General features: G+C 70.6%; 9 protein-coding genes. 5 read left to right on the forward strand and 4 right to left on the reverse strand.

The window, feature by feature from the left end:
* Positions 1 to 6 precede the first annotated feature (6 nt).
* Together NP095_RS00815 and NP095_RS00820 are read left to right on the forward strand one after the other, a co-directional pair.
* Positions 7 to 2,409 carry an ATP-dependent DNA ligase gene (locus NP095_RS00815; RefSeq protein ID WP_256766103.1) on the forward strand — a complete coding sequence of 801 codons (2,403 nt, stop codon included), beginning with the start codon at positions 7 to 9 and terminating at the stop codon, positions 2,407 to 2,409.
* A 42-nt stretch (positions 2,410 to 2,451) separates the two neighbouring features.
* Positions 2,452 to 2,898 (forward strand): hypothetical protein, encoded by a 447-nt coding sequence (locus tag NP095_RS00820; RefSeq protein WP_232418133.1) that lies wholly within the window; start codon positions 2,452 to 2,454, stop codon positions 2,896 to 2,898.
* Between the two features lie 70 nt (positions 2,899 to 2,968).
* Here the strand turns inward: NP095_RS00820 and NP095_RS00825 are convergent, their stop codons facing one another.
* Positions 2,969 to 3,142 carry a CsbD family protein gene (locus NP095_RS00825; RefSeq protein ID WP_232418132.1) on the reverse strand — a complete coding sequence of 58 codons (174 nt, stop codon included), beginning with the start codon at positions 3,140 to 3,142 and terminating at the stop codon, positions 2,969 to 2,971.
* 185 nt (positions 3,143 to 3,327) lie between these two features.
* Between NP095_RS00825 and NP095_RS00830 the strand changes: the two genes are divergently transcribed.
* Positions 3,328 to 6,081 carry a M1 family metallopeptidase gene (locus NP095_RS00830; RefSeq protein ID WP_232418131.1) on the forward strand — a complete coding sequence of 918 codons (2,754 nt, stop codon included), beginning with the start codon at positions 3,328 to 3,330 and terminating at the stop codon, positions 6,079 to 6,081.
* A gap of 131 nt (positions 6,082 to 6,212) precedes the next feature.
* Here NP095_RS00830 and NP095_RS00835 read toward each other — a convergent pair whose 3' ends face one another.
* A complete protein-coding gene (locus NP095_RS00835) occupies positions 6,213 to 9,905 on the reverse strand; it encodes an Ig-like domain repeat protein (RefSeq protein WP_232418130.1) in 3,693 nt (1,230 codons plus the stop codon).
* Between the two features lie 271 nt (positions 9,906 to 10,176).
* Between NP095_RS00835 and NP095_RS00840 the strand changes: the two genes are divergently transcribed.
* Both NP095_RS00840 and NP095_RS00845 read left to right on the forward strand, forming a co-directional pair.
* A complete protein-coding gene (locus NP095_RS00840) occupies positions 10,177 to 10,953 on the forward strand; it encodes an MBL fold metallo-hydrolase (protein WP_232418129.1) in 777 nt (258 codons plus the stop codon).
* On the forward strand, positions 10,950 to 13,058 hold the full coding sequence (locus NP095_RS00845) for an alkaline phosphatase family protein (protein ID WP_232418128.1): 2,109 nt from the start codon (positions 10,950 to 10,952) through the stop codon (positions 13,056 to 13,058). The genes NP095_RS00840 and NP095_RS00845 overlap by 4 nt, the downstream gene beginning before the upstream one ends.
* On the opposite strand, the gene NP095_RS00850 is transcribed toward NP095_RS00845, so the two are convergent.
* The gene (locus NP095_RS00850; protein WP_232418127.1) at positions 13,012 to 13,215 is read right to left on the reverse strand and encodes a YgaP family membrane protein; all 204 of its coding nucleotides are present in this window, start codon (positions 13,213 to 13,215) and stop codon (positions 13,012 to 13,014) included. The two genes, NP095_RS00845 and NP095_RS00850, sit on opposite strands and share 47 nt — an antisense overlap.
* Positions 13,216 to 13,256: 41 nt before the next feature.
* Positions 13,257 to 15,449 carry an MMPL family transporter gene (locus tag NP095_RS00855; RefSeq protein WP_232418126.1) on the reverse strand — a complete coding sequence of 731 codons (2,193 nt, stop codon included), beginning with the start codon at positions 15,447 to 15,449 and terminating at the stop codon, positions 13,257 to 13,259.
* Between the last annotated feature and the right edge of the window lie 121 nt (positions 15,450 to 15,570).

Below are 15,570 nucleotides of genomic sequence, written 5' to 3' on the forward strand. Positions count from 1 at the left end.
CAGGTCATGGCGGGGTCGGCTCCTCAGACGGTCACGGTCGACGGGCGTCTGCTGCGGCTCACGAACAGCGACAAGCTCATCTATCCCGCGACCGGGACGACGAAGGCCGAGGTGATCGCCTACTACGTCGAGGTCGCCCCGTGGCTGCTGCCGCACCTGGCCGGCCGTCCGGTCACCCGCAAGCGCTGGGTCGACGGGACCGGCCACGACGCCCAGGTCTTCTTCGAGAAGAACCTGCCCGACTCGGCGCCGTCCTGGATCCGCCGGGTCACGATCAAGCACAAGTCGCACACGAACACCTATCCGATCTTCGAATCGGTCGCCGATCTCGCGTGGGCGGGCCAGGTGGCCGCGCTCGAGCTGCACGTGCCGCAGTGGCGGGTCGACGCCACCGGGGTGGCCCAGAACCCGGACCGCCTCGTGATCGATCTCGACCCCGGACCGGGGGTCGGCCTGCCCGAGTGTGTCGAGGTCGCCCACGCAGCCCGTGAGCTGCTCGCCGACGTCGGTCTCGAGTGCGTGCCCGTCACCAGCGGCAGCAAGGGCATCCATCTGTACGCGCCGTTGGACGGCCAGCACGACTCCGACTACGTCAACGCCTTCGCCAAGCAGGTCGCGCAGGCGCTCGAGGGGGTCATGCCCGAGCTCGTCGTCAGCGACATGTCCAAGGCCAAGCGCCAGGGCAAGGTGCTGGTCGACTGGAGCCAGAACAACGGCGCCAAGACGACCATCTCGCCGTACTCGCTGCGCGGACGGGACGAGCCCACCGTCGCCGTGCCCCGCGAGTGGGACGAGCTCGATGAGAACCTGCGCCACCTGACGATCGACGAGGTGCCCGCGCGGCTGGCCGAGCGCGGCGACCCGATGGCCGCGCTGGCGGCGCCGGTGACCGATCGGCTGGCGACCTACCGCTCGATGCGTGACGCCGCGAAGACGCCCGAGCCGGTGCCGGACTCCGTCGTCGTCGGGCGCACGGGTGACCCGATCTTCGTCATCCAGGAGCACCACGCCAGCCGCCTGCACTGGGACTTCCGGCTGGAGCGCGAGGGCGTCCTGGTGTCGTGGGCGCTGCCCAAGGGCGTGCCCGAGTCGTCCTCGGGCAACCACCTGGCGGTGCAGACCGAGGACCATCCACTGGAGTACGCCACGTTCGCCGGGGACATCCCGAAGGGCGAGTACGGCGCCGGGCACGTCACGATCTGGGACCACGGTCACTACGACCTGGAGAAGTGGAACGACCACGAGGTCATCGCGACGCTGCACGGCAGCCGCGACGGCGGGCTCGGCGGATCGAAGCGGCTCGCGCTGATCAAGACCGGTGAGAACTGGCTGATCCACCTCATGAAGGAGCAGAACGAGCCCACGCCGAAGAAGGCGAAGACGGCCTCGAAGCAGGGGAGGGCGCCGAAGAAGTCCGAGGAGACCGCGCGCGCGGGGTTCGTGTCGCCGATGCTGGCGGTGCTGGCGGGCACCCGTGACGCCGCGGGCGACGACTGGGCCTACGAGCTGAAGTGGGACGGCATCCGGTGCGTCGCCGTCGTCAACGGCGAGAAGGTGCGGCTGTTCTCGCGCAACCACAACGACGTCAGCGCCAGCTATCCCGAGCTCGTGGAGGAGCTCTCGCAGCTGGGGCTCGACGCCGTGCTCGACGGCGAGATCGTGGCGCTCGACGCGTCGGGCGTGCCGAGCTTCGGACGGCTGCAACAGCGCATGGGCGTCACCAAGGCCGCCGATGTCGAGCGGCTGCGGCGCACCGTGCCCCCGCGGCTGCTCGTGTTCGACCTCGTCGAGCACGACGGGACGTCCCTGCGCGACCGGTCCTACGACGACCGCCGCGAGGCCCTGGAGAATCTCGACCTCGACGGCGACCTGGTCCAGGTCCCGCCCGCGCACGGCGGCTCACTCGACGAGGCGGTCGCGCTCAGCCGCCGCCACAAGCTGGAGGGTGTCGTCGCCAAGCGGCGCAAGGCTCCCTACGAGACCGGGGCCCGGTCGACGGACTGGCTGAAGATCAAGAACCAGGACGCCCAGGAGGTCGTCATCGGCGGCTGGCGTCCCAGCAAGGGCGGCCGCGGCATCGGCTCCCTGCTGCTCGGCGTCCCCGTCGAGGGCGGACTGCAGTACCTGGGCCGGGTGGGGACCGGCTTCACCGAGGCCGAGCGGTTGCGGCTGCGCCAGCTGCTGGACCCGCTGACCCGCAAGACCTCGCCGTTCGTCGACGAGGTCGAGTCGGCCGCCGCGCGCGACGCGACCTGGGTGACCCCGAAGGTCGTGGGCGAGGTCGTCTACGGCGACTGGTCGCCCGCCGGGCACCTGCGCCACGCCAGCTGGCGGGGGCTGCGGCCCGACAAGGACGCCGCCGAGGTCGTGCTCGAAGGTTCTTCCGAGGTGCGTACGACTCCGTCGTGAGCAACGATGGGGGTCCGACGACATCTGTGCGAAGGAGCCATTGTGGGCAAGGGCAAGAAGAGCGTGAAGGACACCGTCGTGGAGCAGCTGCCGGACGGCGCTGACCTGCGGGACCTGAAGGACCAGCTGATCGATCGACTCCCCGACCGGGCCGAATGGCTGGCCCTGCGCGACGACCTGCTCGAGAAGCTGCCGGAGAAGTCCGAGCTGCTCGACCTGCGCGACGGTCTCGTGGACAAGCTGCCGGACGAGGTCAGCGACAAGCTGCCCATCAAGAAGAAGCAGCGCTTCGCCGGTGTGAAGAAGGTGGCCTTCGTCGGGCTCCTCACCGCCGGGATCGCGGGCATCGCCGCGTTCGTCAAGGCCAAGATGGCTGACGAGCCGACGTACACCGCGTCCACCTACACGACGCCGGGACAGCCGACGACCGGCACCACGTACCCGACGGGCGAGGCCGGAGCCACCGGAACGGTGCCGCCGACCATCTGAGCGCACCAGCGCCACGTACGAGGGCCCCGGGAATCTGATGATTCCCGGGGCCCTCGTCATTGGTCTGTGCTCAGTGCTTGAACGCGTCCTTCACGTTCTCGCCGGCCTGCTTGAGGTCGGACTTGGCCTGGTCGCCCTTGCCCTCGGCTTCGAGGCTCTTGTCGTCACTGGCCTTGCCAGTGGCTTCCTTGCCCTTGCCCTTGAGGTCCTCAGCGGTGTTCTTCAACTTGTCATCAAGTCCCATGACTTCAGCCTTCCTCTTGATTCTGCGTCCCTCCATGCCAACACGAATGGGGTCTTCTCGCATCTCAGGCAGGGGCGTCCGGCCGCCTCGGATATTGCGAACTCGTGAAACTTGTCGACATTCGTGGCGCGCGGGTCGGGAGTTGGACAGGATGAGCGCACCTCTCCTCCCACGAAAGAGTTGTGATGTCCCTCTCACCACCCTCCCTGCGTCCGGCCCGAGCGTTCGCCGCCGTCGTCCTCAGCGGCGCCCTGTGCGTCGGCGCCCTCGGCACGACCACCGCCACGGCCTCCGCTGCCGATCCCGTCCCGGGTGCTCGCACGTCCGGCGACTCGTTGTTCCCCCACGTCGGCAACGGCGGCTACGACGTCCTGCACTACGACCTCGACATCGCGTGGACGCCGGGCGCGTCCGTCGCCACCGACAGCACGATCGACGCGACGGCGAAGATCACCGCCGAGGCGAAGACGCCGCTGTCGGAGTTCTCGCTGGACTTCGAAGGGCTGACCGTCGACTCGATCACCGTCGACGGCGTCCCGGCGACCTGGGAGCGCGACATCGACCCCGCCGTGACGAAGTACAAGCTCATCGTGACGCCGGCCGAGCCGGTCGAGGGCGACTTCACCACGGTCGTGGAGTACTCCGGAACCCCGGTCAAGCACATCGATCCGGACGGCTCGCCCGAGGGCTGGATCGCCGGTGACGACGGCGCCACCGCCGTGAACGAGCCGGTCGGCGCCATGACCTGGTACCCGGTCAACAACTCGCTCAAGGACAAGGCGAAGTACGACATCAAGCTGACGATCCCGCGTCAGATGGACGGCGAGTCCATGGCTGCGGCCAGCAACGGCACGCTGCACGCCAAGACCCGCAACGGCGCTCTCGAGACCTGGCACTGGAAGCAGCCGAACCAGATGGTGCCGTACCTGTCGATGGTCTCCATCGGCAAGTACGAGGTGCGCGAGTCCGTGATCGAGCTCGAGAGCGGTACGTACCGCGACTGGACCTTCCTCGACGCGGCCATGACGACGAGCCAGCGCAACACCACGCTGGCGAGCCTGGCGCAGACGCAGGACATCATGCGGTGGATGGAGTCGAACTTCGGCCCGTACCCGGGTGTCGCGACCGGCGCCGTGGTCGACCGGATCAACGTCGGCTACGCGCTGGAGACGCAGGACCGGTCGTTCTACCAGAACTCGGTCAGCAAGAACACGCTCATCCACGAGATCGCCCACCAGTGGTTCGGCAACGCCGTCTCGCCCACCGACTGGAGCGACCTGTGGCTGAACGAGGGCGCGGGCGATCTGGCGCCGCGGTACTACAACTACGAGACGGGCGCGGCGACGGCGGTGCCCGAGACGACGTCCTTCAACTCGTGGAACACCAGCTCGGCGACGGCCGCACAGTGGCGCTATCCGCTGGCCGGCTTCACGGACCCGACGATCCTGTTCAACTACGTCTACTCGCGCGGCGGCATGACGTACGAGGTGCTGCGCACGATCGTCGGTGACGAGACGTGGCGCGAGATCCTGCGGACGTGGGTGGCCGAGAACAACGGCTCGAACGCCTCGACGGCCGACTTCATGGAGCTGGCCCAGCGCATCGCAGGCAAGGACCTCACCTCGGTGATGAACCCGTGGCTGTACGCGACGAGCAAGCCGGCGTGGCCGTCGAAGTGGAACCTCTCGGTCACCTCGGACTCCGAGGGGCCCGTGGCCGTCGGCGAGACCGTCGTCCACACGGTGACCGCGCAGAACACCGGCAAGGTCGCCCTCGGTGGCCAGACCGTCACGATCGACGTCGCCGACCTGCTCGACGACGCTCGACTCGGTGAACTCCCGGAGGGCGTGAAGAACCTCGGCGGAAAGCTCGCGTGGACGATTCCGGCGACGCCGGCCGGCCAAAGCGCGACGATCGCGATCCCCGCCGTGGTCAAGCAGAGCTCGTCCGGCGGCTCGATCGCCATCACGACGAGCACGACCGCGCTGGGTTCGTTCTGTGGCACGTGCAGCGTCTCGACCGCCACGGCCGAGCAGCCCGACGCCTGGGCCGTGGGCCTGTCCTCGGACCCGGTGCCCGGGAGCGTCGACACGGGTGACGCGATCACCTACACCGTCTCGGCGACGAACCGCGCGGTCCACGCGCTGAGCGGCGCGAAGGCGACGATCGACCTGTCCGATGTCCTGGACGACGCGTCGATCGTCACCCTCGGCGACGGTCTCGAGCTCGACGGCACCACGCTGACGTGGTCCGTGCCGCGGGTCCTGAGCGAGAAGACGGCGCGTGCATCGTTCACGGTCGAGGTCGACGCCGTGTCCGGCGCAACGCTCGCGCTCTCGGCGGCCCCGGCCACGGCCGGCGGCACGGGAGAGCCGACGCTCACCCACGCGGTCGCGCTGAAGCCCCTCACCCCGGCGCCCGTCCCGACGGTCACCGGAGCGGGCCGGGTCGGCACGGTTCTGACGGCGCAGACCGGCACGTGGCCGGCCGGCACCGCGCTGGCGTACCAGTGGTCGGTCGGCGGCAAGGTCGTCGCCGGTGCCACGCAGCCGTCCTACCGCCTCGCCGCGAAGGACGTCGGCAAGGTCGTCACCGTCGCCGTGACGGGCACGAAGTCCGGCTGGGCGCCGGTCGCGAAGGTCAGCAAGGCGGTCAAGGCCGCTCCGGGCCGGATGACGCGCTCGCCGCGTCCGTTCCAGGTCGGGCTGCCGAAGGTCGGCCGCACGCTCAAGGTCGACGCGGGCACCTGGGACCCGGGCACCAAGCTGACCTACCGCTGGTACCGCGGCGGCAAGCCCATCGCGGGTGCGACGAAGAAGTCGTACAAGGTCAAGAAGGCCGACGCCGGCAAGCGTCTCCGCGTGAAGGTCACGGCCAAGAAGCCGGGCTACACGACGGTCGTGAAGTACACGCCGCGCTCGGTGCGGGTCCTGCGCTAGTCGCCGGTCCCCAGGACGCCCCGGTCGCCTCGGCGACCGGGGCGTTTCCCGTGGGTGGGCCCGCTCGATCCCGTCCCCGGACATGACGAGGCCCCGGCAGCTGATCGCTGCCGGGGCCTCGTCGTGAGGGATCAGCGCACGCGCACCGCCTTGACGGTGGAGTTGCTGGACCCGTAGTTGACGTCACCGGAGTAGACGACCTTGACCCGCAGGCTCTGGCGCTTCTTGGGCGCCTTCACCGAGTAGGACACCTTGCCCGAGGCCGGGACGCGGACCGTCCTGGCCAGCTTGTAGCCGCCCTTGGCCTTCGCGACGTAGACCTTGGCGGTGCCCGTGGGGGCCACGCCGGCCACACCGCCGCGGACGGCGATCTTGCCGCGCAGGGCCTTGCCGGGCTTGACCGACTTCGGTGCCGAGACGGACGCCGAGGTGCCCTTCTTGGCCACGACCAGCGACGTCGAGATGCTCGCGCTGGCCTCGGTGCGGTCCGTGCCGTCGTACGCGGCCGAGACCGTGTGGCGACCGGGCTTCAGGGTGGCCGGCAGCGTCAGGGCGGCCGAGCCGTCCTTGGCCACGGGGACCACCTTGGTGACCGAGCCGTAGCGGAAGGTGACCGTGCCACCGTCCGCGTCGCCGACCCGCGCCGACAACTTCGCGGCCTTCCCGAAGACGGTCGAGGCGCTCGAGAGCGACATGACCATCGTGGGCTTGCCCTTCACCAGGGTGAAGGCGACCGGGTTGGAGGCCGAAGCCGCGGTGACGCCGGTCTCGACGAAGCGCGCCACGAGGGTGTGCGCACCCGCCTTGAAGCCGGGCACCTCGAGCGTGGCCGAACCGTCCACGACCTCGGCGGTGCCGAGCGACGTGTCGCCGTCCAGGAACTCCACGGTGCCCGTGGTGTCCCCGCCGGTGACGGTCGCCGTCAGGGTGACGGCCTCGTTGATCGCCGGGGCCTCGGGCGAGATCGACAGGCTCGTCGCGCTCGCGTCCAGGATCGAGACCGAGGTCTCGCCCGTGCGACCGGTGCCGCTGGCCGTGACCGAGACGGTCGCGGCGCCGCGGGTCGCGGTGTCGGGGATGGCGATCGCGGCGGTCACGACGCCGGTGGCGTCGGCGGCCGTGACGACCGGGTCGAGGCCGTCGACCGTGATCGTCACGCCCTCGCCGGAGCGGAACCCGCCGGCGGTCACCGTGAGGCTCTCGCCGGGCTGCGGCGTGCTGTCGCCGACCGAGACCTCGACGGCCTCGTCCTTGGCGGCCAGCTCGGCGCACGCGTCGCCCTGGACGCCCGCCGACGGCAGCGCCGTCGCCGAGCCCGTGACGCCGTCGTCCTCCTGGACGATCATCCAGTCGAGGGCGTTGGTCCCCATGACGGCGCCCTGCGTGTTGATGACCGAGGTCTTCACCGACGCGGAGTTGGCCGTGCTGGTCGCGGTGTCGCCGAGGATCGGCGCCGTGACGACCTTGCAGGTCTCGCCGGGGGCGAAGGTGACCTTCTCCATGGCGATGCCGGCGCGACCCGTGGCCGAGCCGAGGACCGACACGTAGCCCGTGACCCGGACGGACGCCTCACGGTCGAGGTAGACCGCGACGTCCGCGGTGCCCGGCGCGTTGCCCTCATCGACGACGGGGGCGTCGACGTTGATCGTCGGCATCGTCTTGCTGCCGAGGGTGCCGAGCGCCGACTTCTCGAATGCGAGGTCGGACAGGAACACGCCACCGGCGGCGAGGGCGTCCGGACCGGCGAGGGCGCCGAAGCGGACCTCACGCAGGTCCGACACGTTCAGGCCGGCGTCCTTCAGTGTGGCGACCGGGAGGTCGACCTGCTGCAGGACGATCTTCTTCAGCAGCGCGCTGGTCGAGGCGGGCAGGCGGGTGGTCGCGAGCGGGTTGAGCTCGTCGACCGGGGCCGTGTACGTCTTGCCCGAGCCGTCGACGACGGTGATCGACAGAGCAGTGCGCGAGGCCACCGTGTCGTCGGCGGCCATCTTGACCGACAGACGCTCCAGGTCGGAGGCGTTGCGCGCCGAAGCCGGCACGTTCACGCGGACCTCGCTGGGCGTCGAGGCGGTGCCCAGGCCCGTCCACGAGAACTTCGTGACCGGGGTGGCCGGGACGTTCCCACCGTTGGACGCGGGCGTCCAGTGCGGCAGGGCGCTCGTGCCGATCGAGGTCGACGGGCAGGCCGGGAGGGTCTGCGTCGTCGTGCGGCCGGCGGCGCTGGCGCAGACGGTGGCCGTGGCCGCCCCCTGGACCTTGACCAGCGAGCTGGCCTTCTCGAACGTCGCGATCGTCTTGCGCGCCGAGGCCGGAGCCGTGGAGACGCTGCGGATGTCGGCCGAGCCGAGCACCTCGGGGACCGAGGCGGAGCCGTCGAACATCGGCAGGAACTGCTTCTCGTCACCCATGGTCAGGCGGAACCAGCCGGCCATGTAGGCCGTGCCCGCGTCGTACTGCTCGTCGGCGCTCAGGCGGATGTTCGTGCTCGAGCGGGGACCACAGACGGCGTCGGTGGAGGTCGCGCCCCAGTCGTCGGAGACCGAGTAGGCGTACTTCCCGGGCGTCCAGACGGTGTTGTAGAAGTTGTGGTTCGCACCCATCATCCACACGCCGCTGCGCAGCACGTCGTCGTCGAACGCGTAGCGCGAGTCGTCGAGCATGTGCTGGCCCTGCTGGTTGGAGACGTCACCGTCGCAGTAGGGCAGGATCACGTTCATCGCGACGTCCGGCACCGTCATGCGGGCGAAGTCGACCGGCGCCAACGGCAGGATCGACGTGATGTTCCACGGGTTCTCCAGCCCCTGGTTCAGGGTCGCGGCCGAGGTGACGCCCTCACCGCCGCGGGAGTGGCCCATCATGCCGATGTTCGAGAAGTCGAAGCGACCCACGAGGTCGGCCGGGGCCAGGCCCTCGGTGCCCTCGGAGAGGCCCGGCAGCGGGCTCTGGTCGGCGAGCGCCTGCGCGAGGGTGACGTCGGCTTCCTTCTGCGCGTCGTAGTAGCTCACCGCCGCACCCTCGTTGGCCTTCTTGAGCATCGAGAGGGTGTCGAGCAGCAGCTGACCACGGGCCTGGGCACCCTGGTCCAGCGCGAGCTGGTTGTCGTTGGAGTTGATCGCGTTGGCCGAGATCGACACGACGGCGTAGCCGTGGCTGGCCAGCGCGCGGCCCGTGTCGTCGTAGCCGGCGAAGCTCGGGATGTTGATCTGGTTCGGTCCACAGGGCCAGCGGTTCGGGTTGGCCGTGCCGGTGGAGCAGGAGGTGTGGCGGCCGTGCAGCAGCAGCACGACGGGGCGGGGGCCGCCGGTCTTGGGCAGGTAGACCTTGCCCTGCAGCTCGCCGCGGATGCCGCCGATGCCCGCGAGCGGGATCGACTGCGCGCCGAAGTTGTAGACGGCCTCGGTGTGCGCGTAGCTGCCGAGCGAGGCGGGGTTCGCGTCGAGCGCCTCAGGATCGGCCTGGGCGATCTCGTCGACGGTGGCCATCTTCACGCGGGCGTTCGACGGCTTGCTGAACCAGCCGGCCTCGACGTCGTCCGCGTCGACCACGGAGGCGTCCGCGGTGAAGACCGACAGGCTCTTGCCGTCGGCGGACTCGGTGGCGATGCCGATCGGTTCACCGTCGACCTCGATGGTGGGCGCGTCCGAGACCATCGGCAGGCGCTTCGGCAGGTCGACCGTGACCAGGTAGCCACCGGCGGTGCGGGAGACGCTCCAGTCGGAGCCGGACGCGAGCTCTCCGTCGGCCGCCTGGGCCGGCACGGCCGCCAGCGGCACCGCCATCAGCGCTGCCACGGTGGCCAGGCGCCATCCTCGTTGCTTGATCATCTGATCCCTCTCAGGTGGGGGAAGCTCCGCCGGGGACGCGGAGCAGGGACGGGACGAGTCTCCGGAGGGATGGTTACGCGGTGGTTTCGGCCGGCGCTCATCGGAGCGCATCGATGTAACAAATTCGTGGACCTCGGGTCCCTGCCGGAGACCCGACGGCGCGCCCGCGGCCTGAAACGCCAGGTCTTCCTGAGCGTCTGACGAGCGGGGCTCGTGTTACGCGCCTGCTCGTCGGCGCACCATGCAGGCCGCGGACGCGCACACTGGAGACATGACCGCGGTCACGTGGTGGGGCCACGCCTTCGTGACGGTCGAGCTGCCCGGAGCGATCGTCGCGACCGACCCGCTGATGGCGCGCCGGCTGTTCCACCTGCGTCGCGTCGGGGCGCTGCCGGCGGCGCGTGCCACGCGGGCCGACCTCGTCCTGATCTCGCACCTGCACCACGACCACCTGCACCTGCCGACCCTGCGCCGGTTCGACGACGCGGTGCCGATCGTCGTGCCGCGCGGGGCGGTGCGTGCCGTCCGCTCGCTGGAGCGGATGAACGCGATCGAGGTCGTGCCGGGCGACCGGCTCACCGTCGCGGGGGTCGACGTCGAGGTCCTGCCCGCCCGGCACGACGGACGGCGGGACCGCCGGCCGGCAGCCGCGGTCGCGCCCGCGCTGGGCTTCCGGTTCGCCAACGCGGGCGTGACCTGCTGGTATCCGGGGGACACCGGGCCGATGGACTTCACGAGCGTGGCCGCCGTCGACCTCGCGCTCGTGCCGATCGGCGGGTGGGGTCCGTCCCTGGGGGACGAGCACCTCGACCCGGGGCAGGCGGCGACTGCCGTCCGGGACGTCGGGGCCCGCTGGGTGGTCCCCGTGCATCACGGCACCTACTGGCCCGTGGTCCTGCGCTCGACGGGCCCTACCCACGACCACTGGTTCGCCTCACCCGGCGATCGGTTCCGCACGGCGATGGCCGCGCAGGCGCCGGCGACCCGCATCGTCGGGACCTCGATGGGAGTCCGCACGGAGCTCACTCGTGGAACGATGACCATGTGAGCCACGCCACGGAGCGAGGGTGGGCCTCACCGGCACCCGAGGGGACCCGAGCGAGCTGGGTGCCGGGGGTCGCCGACGTCCTGCAGGCGGTGTGGACCGTCGTGGTGGCGGCGGTCGCGTTGACGCTGGGCCTGGCGGCCGTGGGGGTGAGCGTCACCGATGAGCTGCTCCTCGTCGTCGTGGTGTTCGTCGCGATGTTCGTGCTCGACGCGATCGTGTCGCGACCCCTGCGGCTGCTGGCGTCGGGAGGGAGCGTCCTGACGGCGCTGGTGCTGGGCCTCACAGCCCAGGTGCTCGTGCTCGGTGCGGCGATCGACCTGGCGGCGCACGCGGACCTGGGCATCGGCGACACCCTGGTGGTCCTACTGGTCGCCGGGGCGGTCATGGCCTGCGGGAGGTGGCTCTCCGGCGCCACGGACAGCCACTACGTCGTCGGGGCCGCCACGGGCGGTGGTCTGCGCCAGAGGTGGGCACGCGCCGGCGTCGGCCGGGAGGATCGACCGCGCGGCCTGCTGGTGGTACAGATCGACGGGGTGGCGCTGCCGGTCCTGCGGCGGGCCCTGGCCGGCGGTCAGGCGCCGAACATCGCTCGCTGGGTGCGCTCCAGCCACACGCTGACCGGCTGGTGGGCGACCATCCCGTGCACGACCCCCGCCAGCATGGCCGGATTCCTGCACGGGAGCGACCAGGTGCCCGCCTACCGCTGGTGGGACCGCCGCTCCGGCCGCCTGCTCGTCGCGGGGAACCCGGCCGACGCCCGCGTGATCGAGGCACGCTTCCCGACGGATTCGGGGCTCCTGCGCGACGGCACGGCGATCAGCACGACCTTCACCGGCGGCGCGGCACGCTCGTACCTCACGGTGAGCCGCTCGACCCGCTTGCGCGACCTGGGCTCGGGATCGACCTACCTGTCGTTCTTCATCCGACCGTTCCTGCTCCCCGGTGCGCTCGTCCTGACCGTGGGCGAGGTGATCAAGGAGTTCCGCCAGGGTCACCGCCAGCGCGTGCGCGACGTCCGGCCCCGGATCCCGCGCAAGGCCGACTACGCCGTGCTGCGCGGCCTGACCAACGTGCTGCTGCGCAAGCTCGACCTGTCGCTGATCGCCGACGAGATGACGCGGGGGTCACCCATCATCTTCGTGGACTTCGTCGACTACGACGAGATCGCGCACCATGCCGGTCCGGAGCGGCCCGAGTCGATGGCGGCGATCGAAGGTCTCGACGGCGCACTCGCGGCACTGGAGGACGTCGCCCGGTCGGTCGCGACCCGCTACGACCTCGTGGTGGTGTCGGACCACGGACAGAGCCTGGGCGCACCGTTCTCGCAGCTCGCCGGTTGCTCCTTCGCCGATCGCGTGGTCGAGCTGATGAGGTCGGGAGGGTCGGAGGCCACCGTTCTCACCACGACGGAGGAGGGCGAGCAGCGCGGCCCCATCCACACGCTGACCTCCGCCGTGGTCGGCGAGGACCGGTCGCCTCCCGAGGCCATCGTGTCGGGGTCCGACGACCCGGACGTCGCCGTCACCGGGGGCGGCAACCTCGGCATGATCTGGTTCCGCCGGCTGGCTGTGCGGCCCACGCTCGCCGAGATCGACGCCGCGTGGCCCGAGCTCGTCCCGGGTCTGCTGGGCAGCCCCGGCGTGGGCCTGGTGATGTCGACGGACGACGCCGGCGATCCCCTCGTGATCGGCCCCGACGGGGTTCGCGGCCTGGGGGACGCGCCGATCACCGACGGAGAGGACCCGTTGCTGGGCTACCCCTCACGCGCGGCCGCCGACCTTGCCAGGCTGCACGCGTTGAGCGATGCCGGCGACCTGGTCGTCCTCTCGACCGTCGACGAGCTCGACAGGGTGCACGCCTTCGAGGAACAGGTCGGCTCGCACGGAGGCATCGGCGGGCCTCAGAACGAGGCGCTCTTCATCCATCCGCGCGACTGGCCCCTGGACCCCGACCTCACCGAGGTCGTCCCGGAGTTGGGTGACACGCCCGTGCTCGTCGGCGCGTGGAACGTCCATCGTCAGCTGATGGCGTGGCGCCGCGACCACGGGGCGACTCCCCTCAGCGGAAGGCGCACCCGCTGGTCAGGCCGAACCGCCGCAGGATGACGGCCGCCGGGCAGAACCCGGTCAGACTCGCCTGCAGCAGATTCGCTCCGACGAACGCGGTCAGGATCAGCCACCAGGTCGAGACGACGGCGGTGAGCACCACGCTGACCAGGATGAGGGTGCCGGCCATCAGCATGACGGCGCGATCGATGTTCATGAGATCTCCTTGGGGGACGGTGTCGAGGGACGAGGCACGGGTCAGTCGTGCGCGAAGGTGATGTTCGGCAGGACCCTCGTGAGCCACGCCGGTGCGTACCAAGCGGCCTTGCCGGTGAGCCGCAGCATGACCGGCAGCAGCACGAGCCGGACCAGGAACGCGTCCAGCAGCACGGCGATGCCCAGGACCACGCCCATCTCCTTGGGCGGGATGGGACCGGACAGGGCGAAGGTGAAGAACACCGCCACCATGACCGCGCCGGCCGCGAAGATGACGCGTCCGGAATGGGCCAGGGAGCCGACCATCGCGTCCTTCGGGTCACCGCTGCGCTCGTAGTGCTCCTTGGCGGAGGCGAGCAGGAAGACCGTGTAGTCCATCGCGATGGCGAAGATCATCGCGAAGAAGAACACCGGCGCCCAGGCGTCCAGGAAGCCCTGCGACTCGAAGCCCAGCAGGCTCGATCCGTGTCCCTCCTGGAAGATCAGCCGGGCCACGCCGAACGCCGCGCCGGTCGACAACAGGCTGGCGAGAGTGCCGAGCAGGGAGATCAGCGGCGCCTGCAGGGCGAACAGCAGCAGCAGGAAGCCCAGCACCAGGACGACGCCGATGACCAGCGGCGTGGACTCGTCGAGCTGTGCCTTGAGGTCGAGGTTCTCGACCGGGGCACCTCCGACGAGGGCCGAGGAGGGCAGGTCGTCGCGCAGCCGGTCGACCGTCGAGGCGAGCTCGGGGTCGGACGGGTCGACGGTCGGCACGGCCTGGAACATCACCAGGGCGCTGTCGTCCGTGGCGAGCGCGGGCGGCATCGCCGCGGCCAGGCCCGGATCGGAGGCCAGCACGGAGGCGACTGCCGCCGCCTCGTCGTCGTTCACGACGATCTGCAGCGTTCCGGGGGCGCCGTCGCCGAAGGACTCCTTGACCTGGTCGTAGCCGACCCGCGCCGAGGCGTCCTCGGGCAGGACCTTGATCGACGGCATCGCGGTGGTCAGGCCCACGACGGGGGCGGCCAGGGCCACCAGGATCACCAGTGCACCGGAGCCCCAGACGAGGGGTCGCTTCCACAGCCGCTCACCCCACTTCTCGAAGCGGACCGAACGGTGCTCACCCGAGCGCGACCACGGCAGGGCGAACCTGTTGATGCGGTCGTCGAGCGTGAACAGCACCAGTGGCAGCAACGTGAGCGTCGCGCCGAGGATGAACACGACCGAGAGCATGATGCCGCCGGCCATCGACCGGAAGGACGGCGAGGGCACGAGCATCACGGCCGAAAGCGAGATCAGTACGGTCAGGCCCGAGAGCAGGACCGCCTTGCCGGCGGTGTCCATCGTCTCGGCGATCGCGCGCTGCCGGGCGAGCCGTGGCTCGACCCCCTCCTCGCGTCGGGCGGCCCGGGCGGCGCGATAGCGCACGACCATGAACAGCGCGTAGTCGATGCCCAGGGCCAAGGCGAACATCATCGCGAAGTTCATCGCCCAGATCGAGACGGGAACCAGTTCGTTGATCAGCACCAGCGAGCCGGCGGACGCGACCAGGCCGGCCAGGGTCAGCAGCAGCGGCAGACCCGCGGCCACGAGGGCGCCGAAGGCCAGGACGAGGATCGCCAGGGTCACGGGCCACGACATGAACTCGGACGTGAGCATCGCATCGAGGTTGGCCTCGTTGAAGTCGCTCCACAGCAGCGAGGAGCCGGTCGGGTTGACCGTCACGGTGTCGGTGGACAGCGCCCCGAGCTCCTCCTTCAGGTCGGTGGCGACCCGGACCATCTCGTTGGTGTCCGCGCCGGCGCCGCCCATGACGATGGCCGTCGTGCCGTCCTGGGACAGGGTGGCGCCGGGCATCGGATCGACGACGTCGGCGATCCGGGGCTCGCGCTCGAGCACGTCGGTGACGGCGGCGATGACCTCGGCGCCGTCACCCTCGGTGACCGGTCCGTCCTCGGAGCGGACGACCACCTGGATCGACGAGGAGGCGTTCCCGCCGAAGTGCTCCTGGGCGAGCTCACGGGCCTCGACCGACTCCGAGCCGTTCGCCTGCCAGCCGGCGCCGGACAGGTTCTTCTCGACCATCGGCGCGAACGCGCCGAGTCCGATCACGGCGAGCAGCCAGATGCCGGTGACCAGGCGCACGTGGCCGGTGACCCAGACGCCGAGGCGCCCGAGGGGACCGGCCGGGACATCGGGCTGGGCGGCGCGTGCGCGCCGGCCCGGTCGTCTGCGGGTGGGGGTGGAGCTCATGGAACTTCCTTCGTCGTTCGCCTCAATGACTGAATGCATCCCCCAGGGGGGATGGCGTCTGGCGAGCATAACATCCCCCAGGGGGGATACCGAAGGTGGTGTTCGGCGAGGAAGGACGCGG

The organism is Aeromicrobium duanguangcaii, from assembly GCF_024508295.1.
GTDB classification, from domain to species: domain Bacteria; phylum Actinomycetota; class Actinomycetes; order Propionibacteriales; family Nocardioidaceae; genus Aeromicrobium; species Aeromicrobium duanguangcaii.

Excerpts from the sequence above, each read along its gene's own strand:
- NP095_RS00850 (WP_232418127.1), bottom strand. The coding sequence starts at position 13,215 with ATGAACATCGATCGCGCCGTCATGCTGATGGCCGGCACCCTCATCCTG.
- NP095_RS00855 (WP_232418126.1), bottom strand. The coding sequence starts at position 15,449 with ATGAGCTCCACCCCCACCCGCAGACGACCGGGCCGGCGCGCACGCGCC.
- NP095_RS00830 (WP_232418131.1), top strand. The coding sequence starts at position 3,328 with ATGTCCCTCTCACCACCCTCCCTGCGTCCGGCCCGAGCGTTCGCCGCC.
- NP095_RS00835 (WP_232418130.1), bottom strand. The coding sequence starts at position 9,905 with ATGATCAAGCAACGAGGATGGCGCCTGGCCACCGTGGCAGCGCTGATG.
- NP095_RS00840 (WP_232418129.1), top strand. The coding sequence starts at position 10,177 with ATGACCGCGGTCACGTGGTGGGGCCACGCCTTCGTGACGGTCGAGCTG.
- NP095_RS00815 (WP_256766103.1), top strand. The coding sequence starts at position 7 with ATGGCGGGGTCGGCTCCTCAGACGGTCACGGTCGACGGGCGTCTGCTG.
- NP095_RS00825 (WP_232418132.1), bottom strand. The coding sequence starts at position 3,142 with ATGGGACTTGATGACAAGTTGAAGAACACCGCTGAGGACCTCAAGGGC.